Source organism: Pseudomonas saudiphocaensis, assembly GCF_000756775.1.
GTDB lineage: Bacteria > Pseudomonadota > Gammaproteobacteria > Pseudomonadales > Pseudomonadaceae > Stutzerimonas > Stutzerimonas saudiphocaensis.
The window spans coordinates 1,478,104-1,501,219 of record NZ_CCSF01000001.1; the positions used below are offsets into that span (position 1 = coordinate 1,478,104).

Here is a 23,116-nt window from a genome sequence, read left to right on the forward strand (position 1 = left end):
TCGCCGCCGATAGGCACCACAGCGCTTAGGACCGCGCCAACGCGCCCAGCGCTTAAGAGTCCGTCTCCGCGGTATCAGCACACTTGGCTCCCGATGCCGCGCGGTATCAAAAGATTTCCGCACCTACCGGGCAAGCCAGCTAATCAAGCAGAATGTGCGCTTCCGGCGAGCGGACCTTTATTTCATCCGCCTCGTCGACCGATCCGCACTATTCAAGTCGCCGGCCGTCTTACCTTCTCAGCAATATGAAACGTTGCCCATACCGCCGCTAGTTGAGTTCTGGCCGCTTATTGATGTATTGATCGCTCTATGAACGTTTTTCCAGCGAAAGGTAATCCGGCGCAGCCGACGGCAGCCGTTCTCGATGAAGCCGAGCGTCTTCAATTGGCGCTGGATGCCGGCGCGATAGTGGGCACCTGGGTCTGGGACGTTCCTAACGACACCATCTTTGCCGATGAGCGCTTCGCTCGAACCTTCAGCGTGCCGTTTGAGCAATGCACGAACGGGTTCTCCCTCGCCCAGGCGGCCACCTCGATACACCCTCAAGACCAGGAACGAGTTCAGGCCAACATCGTCGAGGCCATTAGGCGCGGCGGGCCTTATCGATGCGAATACCGGGTTTTACAGAGCGATGGCATCTACCGCTGGATCGAAGCCAATGGCCGGGTCGAGTTGGATTCCGCAGGCAATGCCGTTCGCTTTCCCGGCGTACTTCTGGATATCGAGCAACGCAAATCGGCTGAAGCCGAACGCGATCGGATCTCCAGCCTGCTGAAGAACTTTTCAGCAGCCGTACCTGGTGTCGTCTATGCGAAGGATCTGGAAGGTCGCATGCTGGTGGCCAACACTGGCACCACACAGCTGATCGGCAAGCCGCCCAGCTTCTATATCGGCAAAACCGATCTGGAATTTCTCGATGACAAGGCCCAGGCGCGCAAGGTCATGGAGACTGACCAGCGCATCATGCGCGGCGGCAAAGTCGAACAGATCGAGGAATACGTCAGCAAACCTGACGGCACCACCGCCGTGTGGCTTTCTGTCAAAGCACCGTTGCTGGATGAATCGGGGGAAGTGATCGGCCTGATCGGATCATCTATCGACGTAACCGCTCGCAAGGACGCGGAAGCGGCTCTTCAAGAGCTGAACCGCACGCTAGAAGAGCGCGTCGCCGACGCCATCGCCGAACGCGAGGCGGCTGAAGCCGCCATGCGCCAATCACAGAAGATGGAAGCCGTGGGGCAACTGACCGGCGGCATTGCGCATGATTTCAACAACCTTCTTGCCGGCATCAGCGGCAGCCTGGAGCTGGCGAAGATGCGCCTTGCCCAGGGAAGGCACGCGGATATCGAGCGCTATCTGTTGATTGCCCAGGGCGCGACGCAACGAGCTGCGGCGCTGACGCATCGGTTGCTGGCCTTTTCCCGCCGGCAGAACCTGGCTCCGGTTCCCACCGACGTCAATGAACTGATCAGAGGAATGGAAGAGCTGCTTCGCCAATCAGTAGGCCCTTCGGTAGACATCAAACTCCGGTTGGCCAGTGACCTTTGGCCCTCGCTGCTGGACCCGGCGCAGGTAGAGAATGCATTACTGAACCTGTGCATCAACTCGCGCGACGCCATGCCCGATGGCGGCAGCATCCTTATCGAAACCTTCAACACGCATCTAAAAGCTGGTGAGCTGGATGGAGAACTTGCTGCCGGTGAGTATCTGGCGATCTGTATTTCCGACACCGGGTTTGGCATGAGTCCGGAAGTTATGGCGCGTGCGTTCGAGCCATTCTTTTCTACCAAACCGGTGGGGGCTGGTTCCGGGCTGGGGCTGTCGATGATCTACGGCTTTGCCCAGCAATCGGGTGGGCAACTGAAGATTCGCTCTGAGGTCGGCAAGGGCAGCACGGTGTGCCTGTACCTGCCCCATCATGCGGTAGAGCTTCCGGACGAGGCCTTCGTAGAGGCTGCATCCAACACGACACAGGTTGCACCGGGCAAGACGGTTCTGGTCGTAGAAGACGAAACCTCGATCCGGCAGCTGGTGGTCGAGCTACTGACCGGCCTTGGGTATGAAGTGATAGAAGCCGCCGACAGCAACGCCGGCCTGCTGCTGTTGAACTCCAGCGCGCCCATCCATTTGCTGATTACCGATGTGGGCCTTCCCGGGACCATCAATGGCCGGCAGATGGCTGATATCGCCCGCCAGTCCAAGCCTGGCTTGCCGGTACTGTTCATCACCGGATACGCCCAGAGCAACGTACTCGGGGATAGTCACCTGCAGCCCTCGACGGGCGTGCTCACCAAACCGTTCGCCTTGGACGCTCTGGTGTCGCACGTCAACGCCTTGGTCAATACCGATTAGCTCGAGGCGCCCGTTTTCGTCTGTAGCCGGGTCGGCACGCCATCACGCAGGCATGAGCGGTAGTCCTGCAGCCATGCGCAGCGACGGATTTTCCGCGCCTTGGTCATCCAAGCTGCGCTGCGATAAGTGGTAGTATCATTTGTTTTTGACCCGATCACGTCAGGCAAATCAGAAGGAGGCTGGATGGCGCAGATAAAGAAGGCAGAAGTGCGACAAGCCATAGTCGAATCGGCGTTCACTCTATTCAAGCACAAGGGTTACACCGCAACGACAATGAGCGCCATCGCCCGTGAGGCGGGAATGACGGTGTCCAACCTGTATGTGTATTTCGATTCTAAGCTCCTGATCCTCTACGAGATCTACAGTCCCTGGCTAGTGGAACAAGTCGGGCGTTTGCGCGATTCGGTAAGCAAACTCACGCACCCCCGTACGCGTCTTAAACGTATCTTGATCGGTATATGGGGCGATATCCCTACGGCTGATCAGGCGTTCGCCAACTGCATGATCGAAGCCTTGGCCAGCGCCCCCCGCAACATGGGTAAGCCCGACAACATTCTGGTCTGGTCTGAACAGCAGATAACCGATCTGCTGCGCGAGAGCCTCCCTCCCCACCGACACGCGCTGATCGAAGACAACCTGTACGCCCACGTGCTCTGGATGGCCTTTGACGGCTTCGTCGTCAACCAGCGCATAGGCGACTTGCGCGATATCGAACGCATTGCCGATCTCTTCGTCGATATGCTCCTGGGCTTGGAACACCAACCCTAGCGGTTTACCGCCGGCTGCCGCGCTCGCCGGTCAGCCCAGCCCATTCGCGCATCCGTGATCCCGCCGCAGGCGTCCCAGCGCCTATCCCCACCGGCCTAGTGCACCGCCTGGAACAGGCGCGCCCCCTCCTCTGCGATACCGACCGACCATCCCCTGCTGCCTGCCGCCCTGTAGCGTTGCGGCCAGATCCAGTCTGAGATGCTCGGGCCGCCAGCATGCGCCGACCTGAGCGACCGCCTATCCCGCTCATAAAATTAAAAGTGATACTTTTTTGCACCTTTTTTGCTCAACCAGCGGGCCTTTCCGCACCAAGTAAGAGCAACCCGGCCCCATAACAAACAGCTACAACCCAGATAGCTCATGGGTTAAAGCGCATTGATCCAAATCAACAACAAAAGCGATTGACAATCTTTTTTTGCGATTAGAGAATCATGTTCATTAATGACGTCCTCCATCGCCTGAAGGGATTTCCATGACTGACAACACCTTGCGCTTTATCACCGATCGCTACCCCGAGCTAGGGAAAGGGCCAGTCCCTTCAGCTCCCTACATTTCGCCCGAGTACTACGAGCGCGAGAAAGAGGCGATCTTCAAGAAGACCTGGCTGCATGTCGGCCGGGTGGAAGAAATCCCCAAGGCTGGCGACTACATCGTCAAGGACCTGGACTGCGCCAATGCCTCGATCATCATCGTTCGCAACAAGAAGGGTGAGATCAATGCGATGCACAACGTGTGCTCGCACCGCCTGAACCAGATTGCCTACGAGAAATGCGGCAACACGCGCAAGTTCGCCTGCAAGTTCCATGGCTGGGCCTTCGATCTGGACGGCAACCTGACCGGTGTTCCGGAAGAAGAGTGCTTCTTCGATCTCGACAAGAAAGAACACGGCCTCGAGCGTGTGGCCTGCCAGGTCTGGCAAGGCTTCATCTTCATCAACCTGGACCCGAACCCAAGCGAATCGCTGGATGAATACCTCAAGCCCATGTTCGGCTGCATCGAGGGCTACCCCTTCGAGAAGATGACCGAGGGCTTCTCCTGGGTTTCGGACGTGAACTGCAACTGGAAACTGGCGCTGGACGCCTTCCAGGAGGCCTACCACGTCGCCTACATCCACGGCCTGTCGATCGCCGACGCCGTCGAAAAGTCCGAGAACGGCACCATGCCGCCGCTCGATGCGCTCTGCGGCGAATACCACCGTCGACTGTCCCTGGGCGGCAACCAGAAGTCGGTCTACGGCAACCCGAAAGCCGTCACCGAAGGTGGCGCTGCCGCAGAAGAAGCCCTTTCCGAAGCCGCCAAGACCCGTCCGATTTCGGCCGCCGCACTGCGCGCCGCGATCGGCAGCGCCAAGCATGACTTCCCGCTCGACGCTCTGCCAGAGGGCATGAACTGGACCAAGAGCCCGAACTGGCTGTTCGACATCAACGTGGTCTTCCCGGACCTGTATCTGTCGCTGCGTCCGAACTATTTCCAGTGCTACACCTTCCGCCCCACCGCGCACAACAAGACCCGCATCGAGTGCCGCGTGTTCTACCCGGAAATGACTACCGCCGGCGGCCGCTTCTTCCTGGAGTACATGAAGGTCGCACTGCGCGACGTACTTCTCGAAGACATGAGCACCGTCGAGCGCACCCAGAAGGCCGCCGAGACCGGTGCCAAGAAAGTCATGCTGCTGCAAGACAGCGAGATTCTGGTGCGCCACTCCTATCACGCCGTCGAGCGCATGTTGAACAAAAACCAGCCCAAGGCTAGCGCGGAGTAAATCGCATGAACCTGATCGCCACCCTCAATCTCGACAACCCGGTCGTGCAACTGCCCGAAGCCTTTGCCAGCCTGCAGCCCTTCGTCAGCCTGTGGGCGCTGGACACCGAGACCGCTCGCAATATCCAGCGTCATGCGCAGCCCATGGAAGCCATCCGTGCTTTTGCCGACACCATGCTGGCGAACATGGACGAGCTGATCGCCTTCGTGAACCGCAAGCCCATGAGCGAGTTCGACGAGGTCGACGAAACCCTGCTCAAGCTGCTGCTTTCCCTCGCCGAAGTCGCGCCTGCGGTGGAGTTTTACGGCCAGCAGGAAGTGGTATGGGGCTTCGACCCGCGCCGCTTCGTGGCTGAAGAAGACTTCAACATGAAGCCCAAGTTTTAAGGAGCCGCAGATGCCTAAATGCAGAGTATTTGGAATCGACGACGGGCTGAAGGAAGTGGTTGCCGACGGCCTGTACATGAAGCACCTGTTCGGTCAGAACATCAGTGTTTCCATCGTCAAATTCGTTGAAAAGGTCGGCCACAACCTGCCGGCCAAATCGCACCACCATGGTGAAGAAGCATCGCTGCAGATCGTTGGCGAGTGCTCGGTCTTCGAAGGCCAGGGCCAAACAGGCGACCCGGAAGTGAAGATGGCGCAACGCAGCGCCATGATCATTCCTGCCGAGTTGGATCATTACGGCAGCAACCGCTTCGGCGCCGAGGGCGTGAGCATGCGCCTGAACGTGGTAACCCCTCCACGCCCCGAATTCGGCCCGGAAGACAGCGTGCCCTACTACCCCCTGAAGGATCGGGAGGCGCGCGCATGAGCAGCCTGGATCATTGCCTGGTAACCCCGCCGCTGACCGAAGTCGAAAGCGGCACGACCGGCCTGAGTGGCGACAAGTTCGAACTGCAGCTGCGCACCTTCGCCGAGGGTGAAATCGTCGAGGGCGGCCTGCCGAATCTCGGTGAAGAAGTCGGCGCAATTCTCGAAGGCAGCTTTGCCGTCGACGCCGCGGGCGAGCACTACGAGCTCAGCGCCGGCGAAGCCATCGTGATTCCGCCCAACGAGCCGCGCCAATGGCGCTGCCTTAGTGCCACCGGCGTGCTGTATCGCGCCGTGGTGCGCCTGACCGAGCAGGCCTCGGCATGAGCGGCAAGCGCGTCCTGATCGTGGGCGCCGGCCATGCGGGGGGCCGCGTGGCGCAACATCTGATCGCACTGGACGAGCACTGTCAGGTCATCCTGGTCGGCGAGGAGGCTTACGCCCCCTATGAACGTCCAGCGCTGTCCAAGGACGTGCTGCTCGGCAAGCAGAGCAGCGACGAACTGACCCTGGGACCGGTCGGGTTCTGGAGCGAAACCACGCGCCTTCAGCGCGTGGTCGGTCGCGTGGTTGAACTTGATCGGATTGCACGCAGCGTCACCCTGAGCGATGGCAGCCAGATTGCTTTTGACGAGCTGGTCATCGCCACCGGCGGCGCCGCGCGTACCCTGGATATACGCGGCGGAGACCTGCCAGGCCTGCATGTGCTGCGTACCATCCCCGACTGCCATCAGTTGGCCGAAGCGCTTCAAGGCGCAGAGAGCATTGCCATCATCGGCGCCGGGGTTATCGGCATGGAAGTGGCCGCCAGCGCCACCCAGTTGGGCCTTAAGGTCACGGTGCTGGATGTTGGCGATCGCGTCATGCGCCGCTGCCTGCCTCCGGATGCCTCGGCCTGGCTTCGCCAGCTCCACCTCGACGCGGGCGTGAGCCTGGAGTCTTCAGTCCGTCCGCAGGCGATCGCCGAAGTCAACGGTCAGTACGCCATCCAGGCAAAGCGCGAGGATGGCAGCAAGGTCCAGGTCTGGGCGGACCAGATGCTGGTGGCCGTGGGAATCGAATGCGAGGTCCACTTTGCCCAGGCCGCCGGTATCCAGTGCGACAACGGCATCGTGGTCGACGAATTCTGCCGCAGCCCTTCGGAGCCCTGGTGCTACGCCGTTGGCGATGTGGCCAATACCTTCAGTCCGTTCTACGGCCGGCACATGCGTCAGGAAACCTGGCGCAACGCCGAGAACCAGGCGCGTGCCGTAGCCCTGCAGATCACAGGCAAGAGCGAGCCGTACCACGAGATCCCCTGGATGTGGAGTGATCAGTTCGGCCACAACATTCAGGTGGTCGGCACCATCGAAGGCTTCGACCAGCAGGTGCTGCGCGGCAATCCAGCGGAACACCAGGCCACCTGGTTACTGCTTAAGGAAGGCCGCGTAGTCGGCGGGGTGATGATCAACCAGGCCAAGGACCGCAAGCCTCTGGAAGCCCTGATCAATTCCCGCGCACTGATCGACCGCGAGTTGCTGGCCGACAGCAACCTCACCCTGAAGAAGCTGGCAGCATGAGCACGGACCTGCTGCAGCGCGTGCTGCGTCTGGAAGCCATCGAGGCCATTCGTGGCCTCAAGGCGCATTACAGCGCGCTGGCCGATGCCAAGTACACCGGCAACTACCAGCGCCAGCCAGCCGCTCTCATGCGTGAACTGGCGCAGCAGCAGGCTGCCTGCTTCACCGAGCAGGCAGTGTGGTTCGGCGGCGAATTCGGCGGCGACCGGACTGGTCGCATAGCCCTGGCGCAATGGTTTGAAAGCTCGCCCTGGTGCTGGGCAGCCCACTACTACCTGAGCCCGCAGATCACCATCGCCGACGACCTGACGCATGCCTCGGCCACCTGGCAGCTCTGGCAGCTGGCCCTGCGCGAAGACAACGGCGAAGCCATATTCCTCACTGCCACCACCCACGAAACCTACACTCGCTGCCACGAACAGGGCTGGCTGATCGGCTCCATGCGTTTCACCGGGCTGCACGTGATGCCGGCCAACCTGGGCTGCATGCCTCTGTACCCGGACCTGCCCAGCCTGGACAAGGCGCGCCCCCCTCTCAACGACCCCGAACCGGCCTCATCGACCGGTCAGTAAGAGCTACGAACCATGAGCGCATCGGAAAACCTGATTTACACCACCGCCCCTGCAGCTGATGCCTGGATTGAACTGGGCGCGCTGGATGAACTGTTCGACGACGGTCAGTGCTACGGCACCGTGATCAACGGCCTGAAGATCGGCCTGTTCTACGTCGACGACCAGGTGTACTGCGTCGATGACATATGCACCCATGGTAACGCCCTGCTCAGCGAAGGCGACCTGGAAGGCCATGAAATCGAATGCCCTCTGCACGCCGGCGCCTTCGACGTGCGCGACGGCAAGGCACTGTGCAGCCCGCTGATCAAGGACACCCGCGTGCACAACGTACGCGTCGAAGACGGCGTCGTATTTGTCCAACTGAACCTGTAAGGAGCAGCCTATGAGCCTGGAAAACGCGCGTCCCAAGATTGCAGTCATAGGCACTGGCGGCACCTTTGCCATGCAGGCCCGTCATCGTTTCGACTGGGTCGAATACGGTGAAAGCCAGGTCGTTCTCCCGATCGACACCCTGCTCGATGAATTGGGCGGACTGGCTCCCCACGTCGACCTCTTCCCCATCGCCTTTCGCGCGCTAGGCAGCGTATCCATCACCCCGACAGACTGGCTGGAACTGGCGCGCCTGATCGAACAGACCGCCCTGGAACACCCGGACATCGATGGCTTCGTCATCACCCACGGCACCGCCACCCTGGAAGAAACCGCTTACTTCCTCGATTTGGCGCTGAACCTGGACATGGGCCTAGTCATCACCGGTGCACAGCGGCCCTCCAATACCGCCGGTACAGATGTCCCAGCCAACCTGCGGGCGGCGCTCGCCGTCGCAGCCAGCCCGCAGGCGCGCGAATGTGGCGCGCTGGTGGTGATGGACAACAAGGTCTACAGCGCACGCGACGTTACCAAGAGTTCGAGCTTCGACCTGGCCGCTTTCGAGGCGGTGCCGTTCGGCCCGCTTGCCCAGGTCGACGCCAATGCCCAGGTGCACTGGCGGCGCCTGCTGCCGGCCAATGCCTGGCGCAGACAGTTCGACCTGGCCCGCGTGCAGAGCCTGCCACGCGTAGACATCGTCACCTCCTATGCCGGTTGCGACGGCGTGCCGATCCAGGCCCTGGTAGCTGCCGGTAGCCAGGCCATCATCAGTGCCGGGCTGGCGCCGGGACGTCCGGCATCCGGCGAAGCGGCAGCGCTGGCCGAAGCCGTGCGCCAGGGCGTGGTGGTCGTGCAGTCCACCCGCGCCATGCGCGGCAATGTACCGGTACAGGACTTCCTGCTGCGAGCAGGCGTGCTCGCCGGCGGCGACCTCAGCCCACACAAGCTACGCATCCTGGTGATGCTCGCCCTGACTCAAACCAAAGATCCCGTCCAGCTACAGCACTGGCTGCTGGCTGGCTAAGCCGAAGCGCATTCCGAGTGGCGCACATGCGCCGCCTCAGCAAGATCAATAACAACAAAAGGCACCCCCACCACTTAGTACTTCCTGCCCTAACAACAAGAAACCGCATGCCCAGGCGAAGCGAAGACGATCGCACCGGGCTGAGATGCATGAACTTACGACAAGGTGAAAAAAGGAATGAGCAGATCTGCATTGTATTACTGTGCCTTGGCGGCAGCCGTGGCCGGAGCAAGCACCAACGCGACCGCTTCTTCGGCACAGAGCCAGAGCTCAGGCTTTATCGAAGATAGTTCGCTAAAGCTGCTGGTGCGCAATTACTACTTCAACCGTGACTACCGCAACGGCACCTCCAACGTGAACCGCGCCGCCGGCACCACCAATGGCTATCGGGGAGAATGGGCGCAAGGCTTCATGAGCTACTACAGCTCAGGCTTTACCCAAGGTATCGTCGGATTTGGTATCGACGCCCATGCCTTTCTGGGCGTCAAACTCGACAGCGGTACTGGCAAGACCAATACCGGCCTGTTGCCAACGGACAAGGACGGTGAACCGCACGACGACTACTCCGTCGCCGGCCTCGCCGCCAAGGCTCGAGTTTCCAATACCGTGCTCAAGTACGGCGACATGGAACTCACCTCACCCATCTTCATGACCGATCAGGGCGCCATTCGCCTGTTTAATTCCACCGTCCGCGGCTGGAATATCGTCAGCCGCGAGCTGGACAACTTCACTTTCGAAGCCTCCCGCGTAACCTCCGGTCGCTCGGCCGCACAGAACGACCACACCTCCACTATCCACAGCCAGTACGGATCCCGACCAGCTACCGATTCGCTGAATATTTACGGCGTCAACTACGCCGCCGGCGGCTTCAAGACCAGCCTGTACGGCATGAAGGCCGAGGACCTCTGGCAGCAGTACCTGGGGATGGCGCAATACGTGCACCAGCTTGATGCAACCAGGAGCCTGCGCACCAGTTTTGTGCTCTACGACACCCACGAAAGCGGGGCCGAGCGCGGCGGCAAGATCGACAACACCACCTGGTCGCTGATGCTTGGCTACAAGACCGGTGCGCATACCTTCTCCGTGGCACATCAGTCGGTCGAAGGCGACTCGCCGTTCGACTACCTGGGCTTCAGCGACGGCCTGACCACCCTGCCCCAGCTGGCCAACAACGTTCAGATTCATGACTTCAATGCGCCCAACGAAAAGTCCTGGCAGCTGCGTTACGACGTAGACATGGCAGCGTTCGGCGTGCCGGGCCTGACGCTGATGGCCCGCTACATTCGCGGCACCGGCGGTGATGGCAGCCATATCGAAGCCGACAGCATGTACTTCGGACGCTACCCTGCAGGCGCCAAGCACTGGGAGCACAACCTGGAGGCGCGCTACGTGGTGCAGAGCGGTGCTGCGAAGGACCTCAGTTTCAGGGTTCGCCACGCAGTGCACAGGGGTAACGGCAACGAGGCTCGTGAGGACATGAACGAGCTACGCGTCATGGTCGACTACCCAATCAATATTCTTTGAAATGACTTAAGCGAATGTGGTTCGTTTCTTGCCTGATCAAAGCCAGAATCAGTTGCCTACGAGGCGCCGCTCAGGCCTCGTCAGGCGGGAAGTGAACCAGCCTTGCGGCACTACTACCGAGAAGAAAAAAATGAGCCTGAAAAAGAACGCATTAGTCCGAAAGCTCAAAGGCACCCTGTGTGCCGCTGTCATCAGCTCCTTTGCCTTGGGCACTCCTTTCGCGAGTGCGTCAGAGATTGAGCTGCGGGCAGCGGTGTTCGTCCCTGTGAACACCAAGTGGAGCAAACCTTTCGAGATGTTTGCCGACCGCGTCAACCAGTCCGGCAAAGTGAAAATTCGCCTGATCGGCCCCGAGGCGTTGCCCGCATCCGAGCAGCCCAATGCACTGCGTTCGGGCATGGTCGACATGCTGGTGACTCCGCCAGGCACCTACAAGTCGGCGATGGTTGAAGTGAACGCCCAGGATTTGTCCAACATGACCCTGGCCGAGCAGCGCGCCTCGGGCGGTTATGATGCCCTGAACGAAATTCTCGTAAAGCGCATGAACGGCTTTGCCCTGACCACCTACGGCACGGGCGTACCCTTCCATCTGTTCCTGAACAAGGAAATCTCCAGCGCAGAAGAACTCAAGGGACTGCGGGCGCGCACCCAGCCGATCCATGTGCCCTTCTTCACTTCGCTCGGCATGAGTTCGGCCACCGTTTCAGTCCCGGAGCTCTACACCGCGCTGGAGCGTAACGTTGTGCAGGGTTACGGCTTCGGCCTCTGGGGTATCGAAGACTTCAGCTGGGACGAGATGACCAAGACCCGCGTCGAGCCAGGCTTCTACAACGTAGTGATCAACGTCCTGGTCAACGATCGCAAGTGGAAGAGTCTGTCACCTGAGCATCAAGCGGTGCTTCAGGACGCAGTCGCATGGTTCGAGAAGGAGTTGCTGATTTACACCGAAGAGGAAAATGCCCGCACGCGTGCCCTCCACGAAGAGCGAGGCATCAAGGTGGTGGACCTGGGTCCCGAGTTCGCACAACAGGCTTCGGATGTTTACTGGGCGGAACTGGAAAGACTCAGCCCCGACAATATCCCCAGGCTGAAATCCCTGCTGGTCAAGTAAGACTGAGGCTGCCCCGCCTTGGGGCAGCCTTGTTCCGCCCTGCCATTACCGGCAAGAGAACTATCTATGCACCTCTTTCTGCGAAGCTTCTATTTCCTCGTCAACACCTGCGCGGTACTGGCGGCCATCTGTGTTGCGCTACTGATCATCATCATTGGTGCCGAAGCCATCTTCCGCTCCCTGGGCTGGGGATTGTTTCCAGGCGTCATCGACCTGTCCGAGTACGGCCTGTTCGTCATCGCCGTGCTGGGCGCTCCCTGGCTCCTGGCGCGCAACAAGCACATCAAGGTGGACTTCCTCTCCTCCAACCTCAAGGGCGCCTCCAAGAGTGGCGCGCAACTTATCGTCAACCTGCTGATGCTGTTCATTTGCGGGGTGATTTTCTACTACTCGCTGATCGTGCTGGGCGAGTCCTTCATGCGCGACGAGTACATCTACAAGGAACTGGAATTCCCTGACTGGTGGCTGCAGTGGCAGGTGCCGCTGAGCATGCTGCTGATGTTTATCGAAGTGGTTCTGCGCATGGCCAAGGTTGAGCGTGACGCTTACATCATGAAGCTCGAGGCAGAAGCCCTCGCCAACCTGCCTAACGTGGAGGCCTGAGTATGGATTGGGTAACAACGCTGATTCTGATGTTCGGCGGCGTCATATTTTTCCTGTTGCTGGGCCTGCCCATCGTTTTCTCCTTTCTTGTCGTCAACCTGATAGGCGCCTTCTTCGTCATGGGTGGCGACGTGGGCATCATGCAGATGGTGCGCAACATGCAAGGCTCGGTGGCGCAATATGCCCTGGCGCCCATCGTGCTGTTCGTGTTCATGGGCGAGATCATGCTGCACACCAGAATTGCAGCCCGGGCGATCGACGCCGTGGACCGGCTGTTCAGCCGCGTCCCCGGGCGTCTGTCGCTTATCGCCGTTACCGGTGGCACCGTGTTCGCCACCCTGTCCGGCTCAACGCTGGCCAACACCGCGGTGCTGGGCAAGACCCTGCTGCCGGAAATGAAAGAGCGGGGTTACGCGCCGGGCATATCCATGGGTCCGATCATGGCGGTGGGTGGCATCGCCATGCTGATTCCACCATCGGGCCTGGCCGTACTGCTGGGCAGCCTGGGCAAGATCTCGATCAATCAGCTGCTGATTGCGGCCATTGTGCCGGCGGCGATGATGGCGGTGCTGTTCTTCGTCTACATCATTGCCCGCTGCATGATCAACCCAAGCCTGGCCCCGGCCTATGAAGTGGAAGAGCGCTCCTGGTCCGATCGCCTGCTGCCCTTCTTCAAGTACGTCGTGCCCCTGGGTGGCATTTTCGTCGCAGTGGTCGGCAGCATGGTTGCCGGTATTGCCACGCCGACCGAATCCGCAGCACTGGGTTCGCTGGCCAGCATCCTGGCCGCCGCCCTGTATCGCTCCCTGAGCCTCAGGGCATTGATCGACTCGATCACCGAGACCATGAAGTTCTCGGCCATGATCCTGTTCGTCATCTGCGCCTCGTCCACCTTCTCGCAGATCCTCGCCTTCTCCGGCGCCACCCACTCGATCTCGATGTTCGTTGCCGAACTGGGGCTTTCGCCCTTCGTCCTGCTGCTGGCGATGCTGGGCATCCTGCTGTTGCTGGGTTGCTTCATGGAGCAGGTGAGCATGATGATGCTGACCCTGCCGATCTTCATGCCCATCGCCCTGAGCGCCGGCATCGAGCCGGTGTGGTTCGGCGTGATGTTGCTGATCGTGCTGGAAATGAGCCTCTGCACTCCGCCTCTGGGGCTGTTGATCTTCGTCATGCAGGGGATCGCTTCCAGCGGTACCAAACTGTCGACCATCTACGCATCGGTGACGCCCTTCATCCTGCTCGAGATGCTGGTACTGGGATTGATCATGGCCTTCCCGATCATCACCAGTTGGCTGCCCTCGATGCTGCTGTAGCGCGCAACCTCTAACGGGCCGTTTCGGCCCGTTTCCATCAGACAGCCCGACAGGGTCCAGATGTATGTCGAGAGCCTTAACATGAGCCTGGGATTTGGAACACGCGCCAGAATCGGTCAACTCTATCCATCAGCGGGTCTGTGCGATTACGAAATACAACTGATGGCACCCGAAGGCGTGCAGTTTCTAACCACCCGCGTGCCGTTCAAGAAAACCGACATCAATCAGCACCACGCCTTCTGCGCGCACCTGGAGCAACACGCCTACCTGCTGGCAGACGCCGGGGTCGACCTGATTGCCGTCAACTGCACCGCGGTCACCATGATGGCCGGTCCGGAACGCCTGCGCCGCCGGCTGCTCAGCGCCACCGCCAAGCCGGCCGTCACCACCATCGACGCGGTACTTGAAGCGCTGCCGCATCAGAACATGCAACGCATCGGTCTGCTGACGCCCTACCCGCTGGAAGTCCGGCAGGCCGAGATCGCCTACCTGGCGCGCCGTGGAATCGAAGTGGTGGTCGAGCATGCCACGCCCTGCCACAGCCCCATCGAGCAAGGCAGCCTCAGCTCGCAGCATTGGTTCGAAATGGCCGAGAAATTCGCCGGCCAGCCAATCGACGGCCTGCTGATCAGCTGTTCCGGCATACAGGTCGCTGCCCAGCTGCAGCGCATCGAAGAGCGTCTGCAACTGCCCGTGATCGCCAGCAACCAGGCCCTGCTCTGGCATTGCCTGAGGCAGCTGGGCATCACCGAACGCAGCTCCGGCTACGGCTCCTTGCTGGCCTCCTGACTCTCTGTGATCGGGCCTAGCCAATCAAGGTCCGTGGGCATCTATCAATGACCAACAGCATTCTGTTCATCATCGCGGCATTGAGCGCCTTCGGACCCTTGGCGGTGGATTTCTACCTGCCCAGCTTTCCCGCCATGGCCACAGCCTTCTCCACAGACGTGGAGAATATCCAGCATTCGCTGTCGTCCTATTTCATCGGCCTGGCTATCGGCCAGATCATCTACGGCTCGCTGTCGGATCGCTTTGGCCGGCGTATTCCCATGCTAGTAGGGGTCGGCATCTTTACTCTGACCTCGGTGGCCTGCGCCCTGGCCACCAGCCTGGAATGGCTGATCGGCCTGCGCTTTCTCCAGGCGCTCGGCGGCTGCGCGGGGATGGTCATCGGGCGGGCCGTCACCCGCGACCTGTGCGACCCGATCAACTCGGCCAAGGTATTTTCACAGCTGATGCTCATCATGGGCGTAGCGCCTATGCTGGCTCCCTTGGGCGGAGCCTTGCTACTGGAAAGCTTTGGTTGGGAATCGATATTCATCTGCCTGGCGATCTTCAGCGCGCTGTGCTGGGTAGCGGTACTGGTAGGGCTGCCAGAAACCCGCGACCCCAACGAGCCTCCCGCGCCCCTGTCGGGCGCGCTGAAAGCCTACGGCACCCTGCTCTGCGACAAAGCGTTCATGGGCTATGTATTCAGCGGCGGCATGGCCCTGGCGGCGAAATTCGCCTACATCTCCGGCTCGCCCTTCGTCTTCATCCAGCTGTTCGGCTTGAGTCCCGAGCAGTACGGCTGGCTGTTCGGCCTCAACGCGATAGGCTTCGTCGTCGGCGCACAGCTCAATGCCAGGCTGCTCAACTACCAGTCGCCCGACTACTGGCTGATCCGGGTGGTCTGGGTATTCATCTTCTGCACCGCCACGCCCCTGGTCAGTGTGCTGCTGATGCCCGACAATTTCTGGCCCATCCTGCTCAGCCTGACGCTGGCTCTCTCTGCCCTCGGACTCCTGACCCCCAATGCCATGGTCGGCGCCATGGCGACCCACGGTCGCATCGCCGGCAGCGCCTCGGCCCTCATGGGCTGCCTGCAATTTGCCCTGGCCGCGTTCGCCTCCGCCCTGGTGGCCACCCTGCACGACGGCACAGCAATGCCCATGCTCTGCGTAATCTTCGGTTGCGCCTTGCTATCACTTGCAGCCACCAAGGCGACCCAGCGCAAGGCGACCGACCGCCCCTCCTGACCGCACGAGCCGCAGGTCGAAGAACCATTGGACAGCGGCTGAAGCCCTTAGCGAGCTTCATCAAGCATCGGGGTGGTGCAGCCACGCCCCGGCACAGCACGACCCGGCTCTGACCTACCCCGTCAGCTGCACGGTGTGGATCGACCAGTTTTCGGCTACGCAAAAAAATGGCACACCCCTTTGAGGGTGTGCCATCACCAACCACGCTAGTTTAGTTGTCAGGATTCGGCCTCTCAGGCGCCCTGCAACGCGCGCGGACGCTCGCTGCGAACCTCGGCCTGGGCGCAAGCAGCAGGCTGCAGCTGAAAGTCGAAATCCATGACAGCGAATCGGTCACTGGCAACTCCACGGCTGCGTGCGGCTTCCGCATCCTCGATGATGCGCAGCTGTCCAATCAGCCCATCACGGGTGGCGTAGGCAAAGTCGTCCCACAGGTACTTGTCACCCTCGAAGTTGATCTGGGTGGTCAGATGACGATAGCCAGGTGCCGAGATGAAAAAGTGCACATGGGCCGGACGCTGGCCATGGCGGCCGAGCAAATCCAGGCATTCCTGGGTCGGACCTTGCGGATCGCAACCGTAGCCCGAGGGCACGATGGTACGTGCGCGATAGCAGCCTTCAGCGTCGGTAACGATGCGCCGGCGCAGGTTGTACTCGGACTGGCTGCTGTCGAAGTAGGAGTAATTGCCCTTGGTATTGGCATGCCACAGGTCGACTATGGCGCCCGCCAGCGGCTTGCCCTGCTCGTCGAGCACCCGGCCCTGGAGAAACATCACGGTACCCGGATCGGTACCGTCATCCATGCGCACTTCGCCTTCGGCCATAGGCGCACCGGCAACGTACAACGGCCCCTCGATTGTACGCGGCGTGCCACCGACCAGGCCCTGTTGCGCATCCTTGGCATCCTGCAGCAGATCGAGGAAATGCTCGATGCCAAGGCCTGCGGCCAGCAGGCCTGCTTCACCGCGCGCACCCAGGCGGTTGAGGTAGTCAACTGACTTCCAGAATTCGCTTTCGGTGATTTCCAGGTCTTCGACAATACGCGCGAGATCCTGCACAAGGCGCAGGACGATCTGCTTGACGCGCGGGTTGCCCTGCTCCTGGCCCAGGCCGGCGGCCTGCTCGAAAAACGCGGTGACTTCGGCAGTGTGGGAGATTCTTACAGTCATTTTCGATCCTCGAATCTTGTTCTTATAGGGTTTCAGGCCTTAGCGATCATCGTCATGGATCGAGGAAGGATGGCGGCATAGCCCGTCGATCTCGATGTCCATGTAAGGGAACAGCGGCAGCTGCATCAGCGTGTCATGCAGTGCTTCCATACTGGGCACGTCGAATACGCTGTAGTTGGCGTAGTGGCCGGCAATGCGCCACAGGTGACGCCACACGCCCTCGCGCTGCAGGCGCTGGGCCAAAGCCTTCTCGTCGGCCTTCAGCTGCGCGGCCTTTTCCGGGTTCATGTCGACCGGCAGGTTGACGGTCATTTTCACGTGGAAAAGCATGGTCTCTCCTTACTCTGAAAATTGCTTTTAGCGGCGAGCGAAACGCGCCAATTGCTGCTCATCCAGGCGCAGACCCAGCCCCGGCGTGCGCGGCACATGCAACTGGAAATCCCGGTACTCAGGCGCTTGGGTAACGATCTCCTCGGTCAGCAGCAGCGGCCCGAACAACTCGGTGCCCCAGGTGAGCTGGTTGAGGGTGAGGAAGGCGTGGGCCGAGGCAAGTGTGCCCACCGAGCCCTCGAGCATGGTGCCGCCATACAGGGCGATACCGGCGGCCTGAGCGATATGAGCGGTACGCAGCACGGCCCGCGGCCCACCGTTCTTGGCGATCTTCAGCGCAAAGATGCTGGCCGCACCGTCTGCGGCGAGGCTGAAAGCATCCTCGACGCTTTCGATGGACTCGTCGGCCATGATCGGCGCCGGACTGCGCTGGTTCAGCCGCACCTGGCCACCTCGGTTGGTGCGGGCAATCGGCTGCTCGATCAGATCGACACCGTTTTCACCCAGCACCCGGCAGGCATAAAGCGCCTGGGACTCGTCCCAATACTGGTTGACGTCGACCCGAACGCTGGCACGGTCGCCCAGCGCGCGCTTGATGGCGATTACGTGCCTGAGGTCCTGTTCCAGCGGGTTGGCACCGATCTTCAGCTTGAACACGCGGTGGCGACGGATCTCCAACATCTGCTCGGCTTCGGCAATGTCCTGGGCGGTATTGCCGCTGGCCAGGGTCCAGGCCACCTCCAGGCTATCGCGCACCCGGCCACCGAGGAGTTCGGAAACCGGCAATCCGAGGCGCTTGCCCTGGGCGTCGAGCAACGCGCTTTCGATGCCGGACTTGGCGAAGGTATTGCCCTTGGCGATCTTGTCGAGCTTGAGCATGGCGGCATTGATGTTGCCGGCATCCATACCCACCAGCGCTGGCGCCAGATGAATATCGATGTTGGTCTTCATGCTTTCCGGGCTTTCGTTGCCGTAGGCCAGGCCACCGATGGTGGTCGCCTCGCCGATACCTTCGACACCATCGCTGCAGGTGATCCGCAGTATCACCAGGGTCTGGCGCTGCATGGTATGCATGGCCAGCTTGTGCGGGCGGATGGTCGGCAGATCGACGATGACAGCCTGGACACGTTCAATCAGTGCTTGAGTCATATGCGATTCCTTTGACTTCAGACACCTGCGTTGCGAGCCAACGCAGGGCGGCGTATGGGCAAGCATTGCGCAAGCCCCTGCAGGCGTCCAATATCAAAGAAATGTCCCACGATACCCAGGAGGTATGATGGAGCTGCGCCACCTTCGCTATTTCAAGGTCCTGGCCGAGACGCTGAATTTCACCCGAGCGGCGGAGATCCTGCACATCGCCCAGCCTCCGCTGAGTCGGCAGATCAGCCAGCTGGAAGAAGAACTGGGTACGCCATTGGTGGTGCGCGAACGTCCCATCCGCCTCACCGAGGCCGGAAGTTTCTTCTACAAGCAGATCTGCAGCCAGCTGCATCAACTGGAAGCGACCATCGACAGCACAAGGCGCATCGGCCAGAGCCAGAAGTACTGCCTGGGAATCGGTTTTGCACCCTCGACGCTCTACACCAGCCTGCCCTTGCTGATCCGAGAATTGCGCCAGGACCGTAGCTTGGAACTGATCCTTAGCGAGATGACCACTCTGGAACAGGTGGAGGCGCTGAAGAATGGTCGCATTGACATCGGCTTCGGCCGCATACGCATCGACGACCCGGCCATCGAGCAGGAAGTGCTGAGCCAGGACCCGCTGGTGGCCGTGCTTCCTAAAGGTCACGCCCTCGTTGGTCAACCTGTAAGGCTTGAGCAATTGGGAACAGAGGAATTCGTGCTCTATCCCGCTCAGCCCCGGCCCAGCTATGCCGACCACGTTCTGGGCCTGTTCGCCCACCATGGCATGAGCCTGAAAGTCAGCCAGTGGGCCAACGAACTGCAGACCGCTATCGGTCTGGTGGCTGCCGGAGTGGGTGTCACCCTGGTACCGGCATCGGTACAGCAGCAGCACCGCACCGATATCGAATACGTGCGCTTGCTGGATACCCGCGCCTGCAGCCCGATGATTTTCAGCCGCCGCGCCGGCGATGTCAGCGCATTGGTCACGCGCTGCCGGAAATTTCTGGACGAGGCCTAGATAGACAAGCGGCCTCTACAGAATATTTGTCCCAGCACGGCAGGTTGTCGTGGCCCTTCAACCCCAAAAGAGCGCGTCGGCGCACCCAGCCGACGCCGTGCTTCAAGCCGGCTGCATCGCGCCCAACAATGAGAGCTGCCCCGCCTCGACTAGCGCCGACATCGGCTTGGGCCGACCAAGATAAAAGCCCTGAACCGCTGCACAGCCCATGTTGCGCAACAGTTCGAGCTGACCGGGCGTTTCGATACCTTCTGCCAGGACCGGGATATTCAGGCTGCGCCCCAGCGCCAACACGGCGGAAATGATCGCCTGAGCTTGAGGGTTTTCCTCGATGGTCGGCATAAAGGAGCGGTCGGTCTTGATCTTGTCGAACGGGAAGGCGCGAAGGATATCCAGCGATGAATAACCGGTACCGAAGTCATCCAGGGCGATGCTGACGCCCATCTCCTTGATGCGGGTCAGCATCGCCAAGGCCTTGTCACGGTCGGCGAAAATGCTCGACTCGGTCAGTTCCAGCTCCAGACGCTCCGGCGGCAAACCGGTGTCATCCAGGACCCGCTGCACCAGGCTCGCAAGGTCGTCATGAATGAACTGCATGGGCGATACATTGACCGCGACACTTAAGGGCTGCGTCCAGGATGCGGCATCCTGGCAGGCCCTGCGCAGCACCCATTCGCCCAAGGCGAGAATGGTCGTATCACGTTCGGCAAGCGGAATGAACTCAACGGGAGAGATGTCGCCGCGCGTCGAGTGCTTCCAGCGCAGCAGAGCCTCATAGCCGCGGACACCCCCGCTGGCTAGGTCAGTCTGCAATTGGTAGTGCACTTGCAGCTGGTTCTCCTCGATGGCAATACGCAAGTCGTTCGCAAGCGACTTGCGTAGACGAATTCGCTCATCCATCTCAGGCTCATAGAAACACACCTGGCGGCTGAGCTCGCTTTTGGCCCGATACATGGCCAGATCAGCGTTGCTGAGCAGGCTTTCCTTCGAGTTCGCATCCTGTGGGTAAATGGCGCCACCGATGCTTGCACCCAGGTTGAACAGCCCGAACGAGGTTTCCATTGGCTCGCCAATCGACGCCTGCAACTGCTCGACGAACGCCTCTAGCGCAGCCTTGCTCTGCAGGCGCAACACCACCGCAAATTCGTCACCGGAGAGGCGCACCGGATAGACACGCTCATCACTCAGGGCACTGAAACGCTGGCCAAGTTGCTGCAGCACCTGGTCGCCAGCCGCGTGCCCATGCAGATCGTTGACTGCCTTGAAGCCGTCCAGGTCGATGAACAGCAAGCCCACCTGTTCTCCGCTTTTCCGCGCCTGGCTTAGGGCCAGCTCCAGATTGCGACTGAAGCTCTCGCGGTTGGGTAGGCCGGTGAGCCCGTCATACATGGCCAGGTATTTGAAGCGTGTGAGCGACTCCAGCCGGACGCTGTCATCAATCAGGTAGCTGGCTACGCCAGCGCCAAAGATAAGCAGCGTCACTCCACCCACAGCAAAGGCCAAAGCCTGTAGCACCGGAGGATTGGTTACGGCATGCTCCAGCAACACCGGCGAGACACCGAAGCCAGCCATACCGGTGAAGTGCAGCGAGACGATAGCCAGAGAAAGAAACAGGGCCGGGTGGCGATACCACTTAGGCCTGCTCTTATGGGCCAGCTGGAAAGCGAACGCGCTGAGGCCAGCCGCGAGCAGGATCGATGCGAAAATGTAGCCATGATCCCAGCTCACCAGCCCCTGCACGCGGTACGCCAGCATGCCAAGATAGTGCATCGCTGAAATACCCAGTCCGCACACCGCACCGCCAATGGCTGGCGCCAGCCGCCAACGCGGCAAGATTGCCAGCATCAAACCTGCCGATGCCCCAACCATGGCCACCAGCAACGATAACGAGGTCAACCCGGGGTCGAGTTCGATGGGAACACTCGGACGATAGCCAAGCATGGCAATGAAGTGCGTCGACCAGATCGTCGAACCCGCGGTGCCGGCGGCAAGCACACACCACCCCACCTGCTGAATGCCTTGGGTTTCGCGGGCGCGGCGATACAACCGCAGAGTAATGGCCGCCCCCACGACGCACAACAACGCAGCCATGATCACGAACCCGGGGTGGTGCAGTTCAGTGATGCAGCTGAAAATCCGATACATGTTTTCTTCTAGGCCCCGCGCGGAGGCTACTGCAGACAATAGCGCCGGGATACTAGCGGTTTGCTCAGGCCCGAGATAAATTAAAAATTGCAATGCGATGATAGCACGTAGCTATTACGCTTTACGGCGCGGGCTGCCAGGCAGCGACGAGTAAATGCTGGCGACGAGCGGTTATGTCTTACAGTTTGTGACACGGTTTCACCAGTGAACGCTGACTAAGGAATTTCCTTTGTAATCAAGCGCTGGCCTGCACTGAAGAAAGAAAAAGAAAGCTGCCGAAGTATCCAGGCGGTGAGCCGACCGCACTGAACCGGAGCAAATCCGTATCCAGCAAAACGGTAGCAGGCTCCGCTGATTATCCCCGTCCCCTGCGTAGCGCGTTCATACCTTCGAACACCAGCACCAGAATCGCCAGCCAGATCGCGCCGTAAGTCAGCCACTGCTCGGGTGCGATGCTTTCGCCAAGGATCAGCGACACGACTACCAGTAACACCGGCTCCACGTAGCTGAGCAAGCCGAAGAGGGCGAGATTCAGGCGCGTGGCGATGATCATCAGTGCCAGCGCCAAGGCGCTAAAGGCACCGAGCCCGAAAATCAGCAGCTGCAGTCGAAGGCTATCAATAACGTGCTGCAGTGTGGCGCCATCGGTCAGGGCGAAGGTCGCAGCCACCGGCAGGCTGATGACCAGGTCCAGCCACAGACCGCCGAGGCTCGCAGTCTGCATTCGGCGACGCAGAACGAAATAGCAAGGATAGCCAAGTGCGACCGCCAGTACCGGCCAGGAAAGTGACGCGGCCAGCAGCACCTCGTTGGCCACGCCCACTGCCGCCAGTACGCAGGCCAGCCGCTGCAGACGGCTGATAGCCTCGCCGAACACCAGCCACCCCGTGAACACGAGGGTCAGCGGCAGCAGAAAGTAACCAAGCGAGACATTCAGCCCATGGCCATTGATCGGCGCCCACATGAACAACCAGAGCTGCAGCCCTACCAGCGCCGAAGACACCGGCAGCGCCAACCACAGCCACGGCTCTGTGCTCAACCGGGAGAGAATCTGGCGAACCTCGCCCCAACGGCCGAACCCGAGCAACAGCACCGCCAGGCAAGGTGCAGTCAACAGGATGCGCCAGCCATAGATCTGCTGGCCGGACAGCGGTTCGAGCAGCGTGGTGTAGTAGTACAGCGTGGCGAACAGTACCGACGCCGCGAGCGAACTGGCTACGCCCGGCAGACTGTTCCGGCTTTGCATAAAGGCTCCAGGGGGGTGGACATTGAGGAACAGACGATGGGCAGGCTATCTGGTCGGACCTTCGATCGCCCCTGCTGAGGAGAGGCTGTGAATCGGACCAGCGTGGCGATGCTGCCAATGATCGACCAAGTCGCTTCGAGGGTCCAGGCCAACATGCGCTGTTTTGGACCATCTCAACGCGCGTGCCAGACACCCTGGTAGCCGAATACTCTGGGCCTGTTCGATGGCAATACAAGCGCTAGCGATTTCGGCGGCTACCCACCTCTGAGCGTAGGCGAGGCGGTCCAGCAGCG

At 60.6% G+C, this 23,116-nt stretch carries 22 protein-coding genes; 17 read left to right on the top strand and 5 right to left on the bottom strand.

Annotated features, from left to right (window positions below; all coding sequences use genetic code 11):
- Positions 1-309: 309 nt before the first annotated feature.
- The 16 genes from BN1079_RS06895 to BN1079_RS06970 all read left to right on the top strand — a co-directional run bounded on the left by BN1079_RS06895 (position 310) and on the right by BN1079_RS06970 (position 15,790).
- Positions 310-2,352 (top strand): hybrid sensor histidine kinase/response regulator, encoded by a 2,043-nt coding sequence (locus BN1079_RS06895; RefSeq protein ID WP_037023234.1) that lies wholly within the window; start codon positions 310-312, stop codon positions 2,350-2,352.
- A gap of 183 nt (positions 2,353-2,535) precedes the next feature.
- Positions 2,536-3,120, top strand: a complete 585-nt coding sequence (locus BN1079_RS06900) for a TetR/AcrR family transcriptional regulator (RefSeq protein ID WP_037023235.1) — start codon at positions 2,536-2,538, stop codon at positions 3,118-3,120.
- A 472-nt stretch (positions 3,121-3,592) separates the two neighbouring features.
- Positions 3,593-4,882, top strand: a complete 1,290-nt coding sequence (locus BN1079_RS06905; RefSeq protein ID WP_037023236.1) for an aromatic ring-hydroxylating oxygenase subunit alpha — start codon at positions 3,593-3,595, stop codon at positions 4,880-4,882.
- Between the two features lie 5 nt (positions 4,883-4,887).
- Positions 4,888-5,268, top strand: coding sequence for a hypothetical protein (locus tag BN1079_RS06910; RefSeq protein WP_037023237.1), 381 nt, complete (start codon positions 4,888-4,890; stop codon positions 5,266-5,268).
- A 10-nt stretch (positions 5,269-5,278) separates the two neighbouring features.
- On the top strand, positions 5,279-5,695 hold the full coding sequence (locus BN1079_RS06915; protein ID WP_037023238.1) for a hypothetical protein: 417 nt from the start codon (positions 5,279-5,281) through the stop codon (positions 5,693-5,695).
- Positions 5,692-6,021: a cupin domain-containing protein gene (locus tag BN1079_RS06920; RefSeq protein WP_081950813.1), complete on the top strand. Its 330-nt coding sequence runs from the start codon at positions 5,692-5,694 to the stop codon at positions 6,019-6,021. Before BN1079_RS06915 ends, BN1079_RS06920 begins: the two co-directional genes overlap by 4 nt.
- Complete coding sequence (locus BN1079_RS06925) at positions 6,018-7,253, top strand: NAD(P)/FAD-dependent oxidoreductase (protein ID WP_037023239.1); 1,236 nt, start codon at positions 6,018-6,020, stop codon at positions 7,251-7,253. The genes BN1079_RS06920 and BN1079_RS06925 overlap by 4 nt, the downstream gene beginning before the upstream one ends.
- Positions 7,250-7,825: a nuclear transport factor 2 family protein gene (locus BN1079_RS06930; RefSeq protein ID WP_052114446.1), complete on the top strand. Its 576-nt coding sequence runs from the start codon at positions 7,250-7,252 to the stop codon at positions 7,823-7,825. Before BN1079_RS06925 ends, BN1079_RS06930 begins: the two co-directional genes overlap by 4 nt.
- A gap of 12 nt (positions 7,826-7,837) precedes the next feature.
- Complete coding sequence (locus BN1079_RS06935) at positions 7,838-8,197, top strand: non-heme iron oxygenase ferredoxin subunit (protein WP_037023240.1); 360 nt, start codon at positions 7,838-7,840, stop codon at positions 8,195-8,197.
- A gap of 10 nt (positions 8,198-8,207) precedes the next feature.
- On the top strand, positions 8,208-9,218 hold the full coding sequence (locus BN1079_RS06940) for an asparaginase (RefSeq protein ID WP_037023241.1): 1,011 nt from the start codon (positions 8,208-8,210) through the stop codon (positions 9,216-9,218).
- Between the two features lie 177 nt (positions 9,219-9,395).
- Entirely contained in the window at positions 9,396-10,742 is a 1,347-nt protein-coding gene (locus BN1079_RS06945) for an OprD family porin (protein WP_037023242.1), read from the top strand.
- A 265-nt stretch (positions 10,743-11,007) separates the two neighbouring features.
- Positions 11,008-11,853, top strand: a complete 846-nt coding sequence (gene dctP, locus BN1079_RS06950) for a TRAP transporter substrate-binding protein DctP (protein ID WP_171819290.1) — start codon at positions 11,008-11,010, stop codon at positions 11,851-11,853.
- Between the two features lie 66 nt (positions 11,854-11,919).
- The gene (locus tag BN1079_RS06955) at positions 11,920-12,456 is read left to right on the top strand and encodes a TRAP transporter small permease (RefSeq protein WP_037023244.1); all 537 of its coding nucleotides are present in this window, start codon (positions 11,920-11,922) and stop codon (positions 12,454-12,456) included.
- A gap of 2 nt (positions 12,457-12,458) precedes the next feature.
- Positions 12,459-13,772 (top strand): TRAP transporter large permease, encoded by a 1,314-nt coding sequence (locus BN1079_RS06960; RefSeq protein ID WP_037023245.1) that lies wholly within the window; start codon positions 12,459-12,461, stop codon positions 13,770-13,772.
- 81 nt (positions 13,773-13,853) lie between these two features.
- Positions 13,854-14,561 (top strand): maleate cis-trans isomerase family protein, encoded by a 708-nt coding sequence (locus tag BN1079_RS06965; protein WP_037023246.1) that lies wholly within the window; start codon positions 13,854-13,856, stop codon positions 14,559-14,561.
- Positions 14,562-14,608: 47 nt separating this feature from the next.
- The gene (locus BN1079_RS06970; protein ID WP_037023247.1) at positions 14,609-15,790 is read left to right on the top strand and encodes a multidrug effflux MFS transporter; all 1,182 of its coding nucleotides are present in this window, start codon (positions 14,609-14,611) and stop codon (positions 15,788-15,790) included.
- Between the two features lie 233 nt (positions 15,791-16,023).
- On the opposite strand, the gene catA is transcribed toward BN1079_RS06970, so the two are convergent.
- The 3 genes from catA to BN1079_RS06985 are packed head-to-tail and all read right to left on the bottom strand — an operon-like array spanning position 16,024 to position 18,438.
- A complete protein-coding gene (gene catA, locus BN1079_RS06975) occupies positions 16,024-16,959 on the bottom strand; it encodes a catechol 1,2-dioxygenase (protein ID WP_037023248.1) in 936 nt (311 codons plus the stop codon).
- Between the two features lie 39 nt (positions 16,960-16,998).
- Positions 16,999-17,289, bottom strand: a complete 291-nt coding sequence (gene catC, locus BN1079_RS06980) for a muconolactone Delta-isomerase (protein ID WP_037023249.1) — start codon at positions 17,287-17,289, stop codon at positions 16,999-17,001.
- A 27-nt stretch (positions 17,290-17,316) separates the two neighbouring features.
- Positions 17,317-18,438, bottom strand: coding sequence for a muconate cycloisomerase family protein (locus BN1079_RS06985; protein WP_037023250.1), 1,122 nt, complete (start codon positions 18,436-18,438; stop codon positions 17,317-17,319).
- 127 nt (positions 18,439-18,565) lie between these two features.
- Here BN1079_RS06985 and BN1079_RS06990 point away from each other — a divergent pair, with 127 nt between their 5' ends.
- Positions 18,566-19,432 carry a LysR family transcriptional regulator gene (locus BN1079_RS06990; RefSeq protein ID WP_037023251.1) on the top strand — a complete coding sequence of 289 codons (867 nt, stop codon included), beginning with the start codon at positions 18,566-18,568 and terminating at the stop codon, positions 19,430-19,432.
- Positions 19,433-19,534: 102 nt separating this feature from the next.
- Here the strand turns inward: BN1079_RS06990 and BN1079_RS06995 are convergent, their stop codons facing one another.
- Together BN1079_RS06995 and rarD are read right to left on the bottom strand one after the other, a co-directional pair.
- Positions 19,535-21,577, bottom strand: coding sequence for a putative bifunctional diguanylate cyclase/phosphodiesterase (locus BN1079_RS06995; protein WP_052114448.1), 2,043 nt, complete (start codon positions 21,575-21,577; stop codon positions 19,535-19,537).
- A 355-nt stretch (positions 21,578-21,932) separates the two neighbouring features.
- On the bottom strand, positions 21,933-22,823 hold the full coding sequence (gene rarD / locus BN1079_RS07000) for an EamA family transporter RarD (RefSeq protein WP_037023252.1): 891 nt from the start codon (positions 22,821-22,823) through the stop codon (positions 21,933-21,935).
- Positions 22,824-23,116: the final 293 nt, after the last annotated feature.

Bases quoted from the DNA above. Each gene is read 5' to 3' on its own strand.
- BN1079_RS06970 (WP_037023247.1), top strand. From the start codon at position 14,609: ATGACCAACAGCATTCTGTTCATCATCGCGGCATTGAGCGCCTTCGGA.
- rarD (WP_037023252.1), bottom strand. From the start codon at position 22,823: ATGCAAAGCCGGAACAGTCTGCCGGGCGTAGCCAGTTCGCTCGCGGCG.
- BN1079_RS06930 (WP_052114446.1), top strand. From the start codon at position 7,250: ATGAGCACGGACCTGCTGCAGCGCGTGCTGCGTCTGGAAGCCATCGAG.
- BN1079_RS06920 (WP_081950813.1), top strand. From the start codon at position 5,692: ATGAGCAGCCTGGATCATTGCCTGGTAACCCCGCCGCTGACCGAAGTC.
- BN1079_RS06905 (WP_037023236.1), top strand. From the start codon at position 3,593: ATGACTGACAACACCTTGCGCTTTATCACCGATCGCTACCCCGAGCTA.
- BN1079_RS06895 (WP_037023234.1), top strand. From the start codon at position 310: ATGAACGTTTTTCCAGCGAAAGGTAATCCGGCGCAGCCGACGGCAGCC.
- BN1079_RS06940 (WP_037023241.1), top strand. From the start codon at position 8,208: ATGAGCCTGGAAAACGCGCGTCCCAAGATTGCAGTCATAGGCACTGGC.
- BN1079_RS06915 (WP_037023238.1), top strand. From the start codon at position 5,279: ATGCCTAAATGCAGAGTATTTGGAATCGACGACGGGCTGAAGGAAGTG.
- BN1079_RS06985 (WP_037023250.1), bottom strand. From the start codon at position 18,438: ATGACTCAAGCACTGATTGAACGTGTCCAGGCTGTCATCGTCGATCTG.
- BN1079_RS06995 (WP_052114448.1), bottom strand. From the start codon at position 21,577: ATGTATCGGATTTTCAGCTGCATCACTGAACTGCACCACCCCGGGTTC.
- BN1079_RS06925 (WP_037023239.1), top strand. From the start codon at position 6,018: ATGAGCGGCAAGCGCGTCCTGATCGTGGGCGCCGGCCATGCGGGGGGC.
- BN1079_RS06910 (WP_037023237.1), top strand. From the start codon at position 4,888: ATGAACCTGATCGCCACCCTCAATCTCGACAACCCGGTCGTGCAACTG.
- BN1079_RS06990 (WP_037023251.1), top strand. From the start codon at position 18,566: ATGGAGCTGCGCCACCTTCGCTATTTCAAGGTCCTGGCCGAGACGCTG.
- BN1079_RS06900 (WP_037023235.1), top strand. From the start codon at position 2,536: ATGGCGCAGATAAAGAAGGCAGAAGTGCGACAAGCCATAGTCGAATCG.
- BN1079_RS06955 (WP_037023244.1), top strand. From the start codon at position 11,920: ATGCACCTCTTTCTGCGAAGCTTCTATTTCCTCGTCAACACCTGCGCG.
- catA (WP_037023248.1), bottom strand. From the start codon at position 16,959: ATGACTGTAAGAATCTCCCACACTGCCGAAGTCACCGCGTTTTTCGAG.
- BN1079_RS06965 (WP_037023246.1), top strand. From the start codon at position 13,854: ATGAGCCTGGGATTTGGAACACGCGCCAGAATCGGTCAACTCTATCCA.
- BN1079_RS06960 (WP_037023245.1), top strand. From the start codon at position 12,459: ATGGATTGGGTAACAACGCTGATTCTGATGTTCGGCGGCGTCATATTT.
- catC (WP_037023249.1), bottom strand. From the start codon at position 17,289: ATGCTTTTCCACGTGAAAATGACCGTCAACCTGCCGGTCGACATGAAC.
- BN1079_RS06935 (WP_037023240.1), top strand. From the start codon at position 7,838: ATGAGCGCATCGGAAAACCTGATTTACACCACCGCCCCTGCAGCTGAT.
- BN1079_RS06945 (WP_037023242.1), top strand. From the start codon at position 9,396: ATGAGCAGATCTGCATTGTATTACTGTGCCTTGGCGGCAGCCGTGGCC.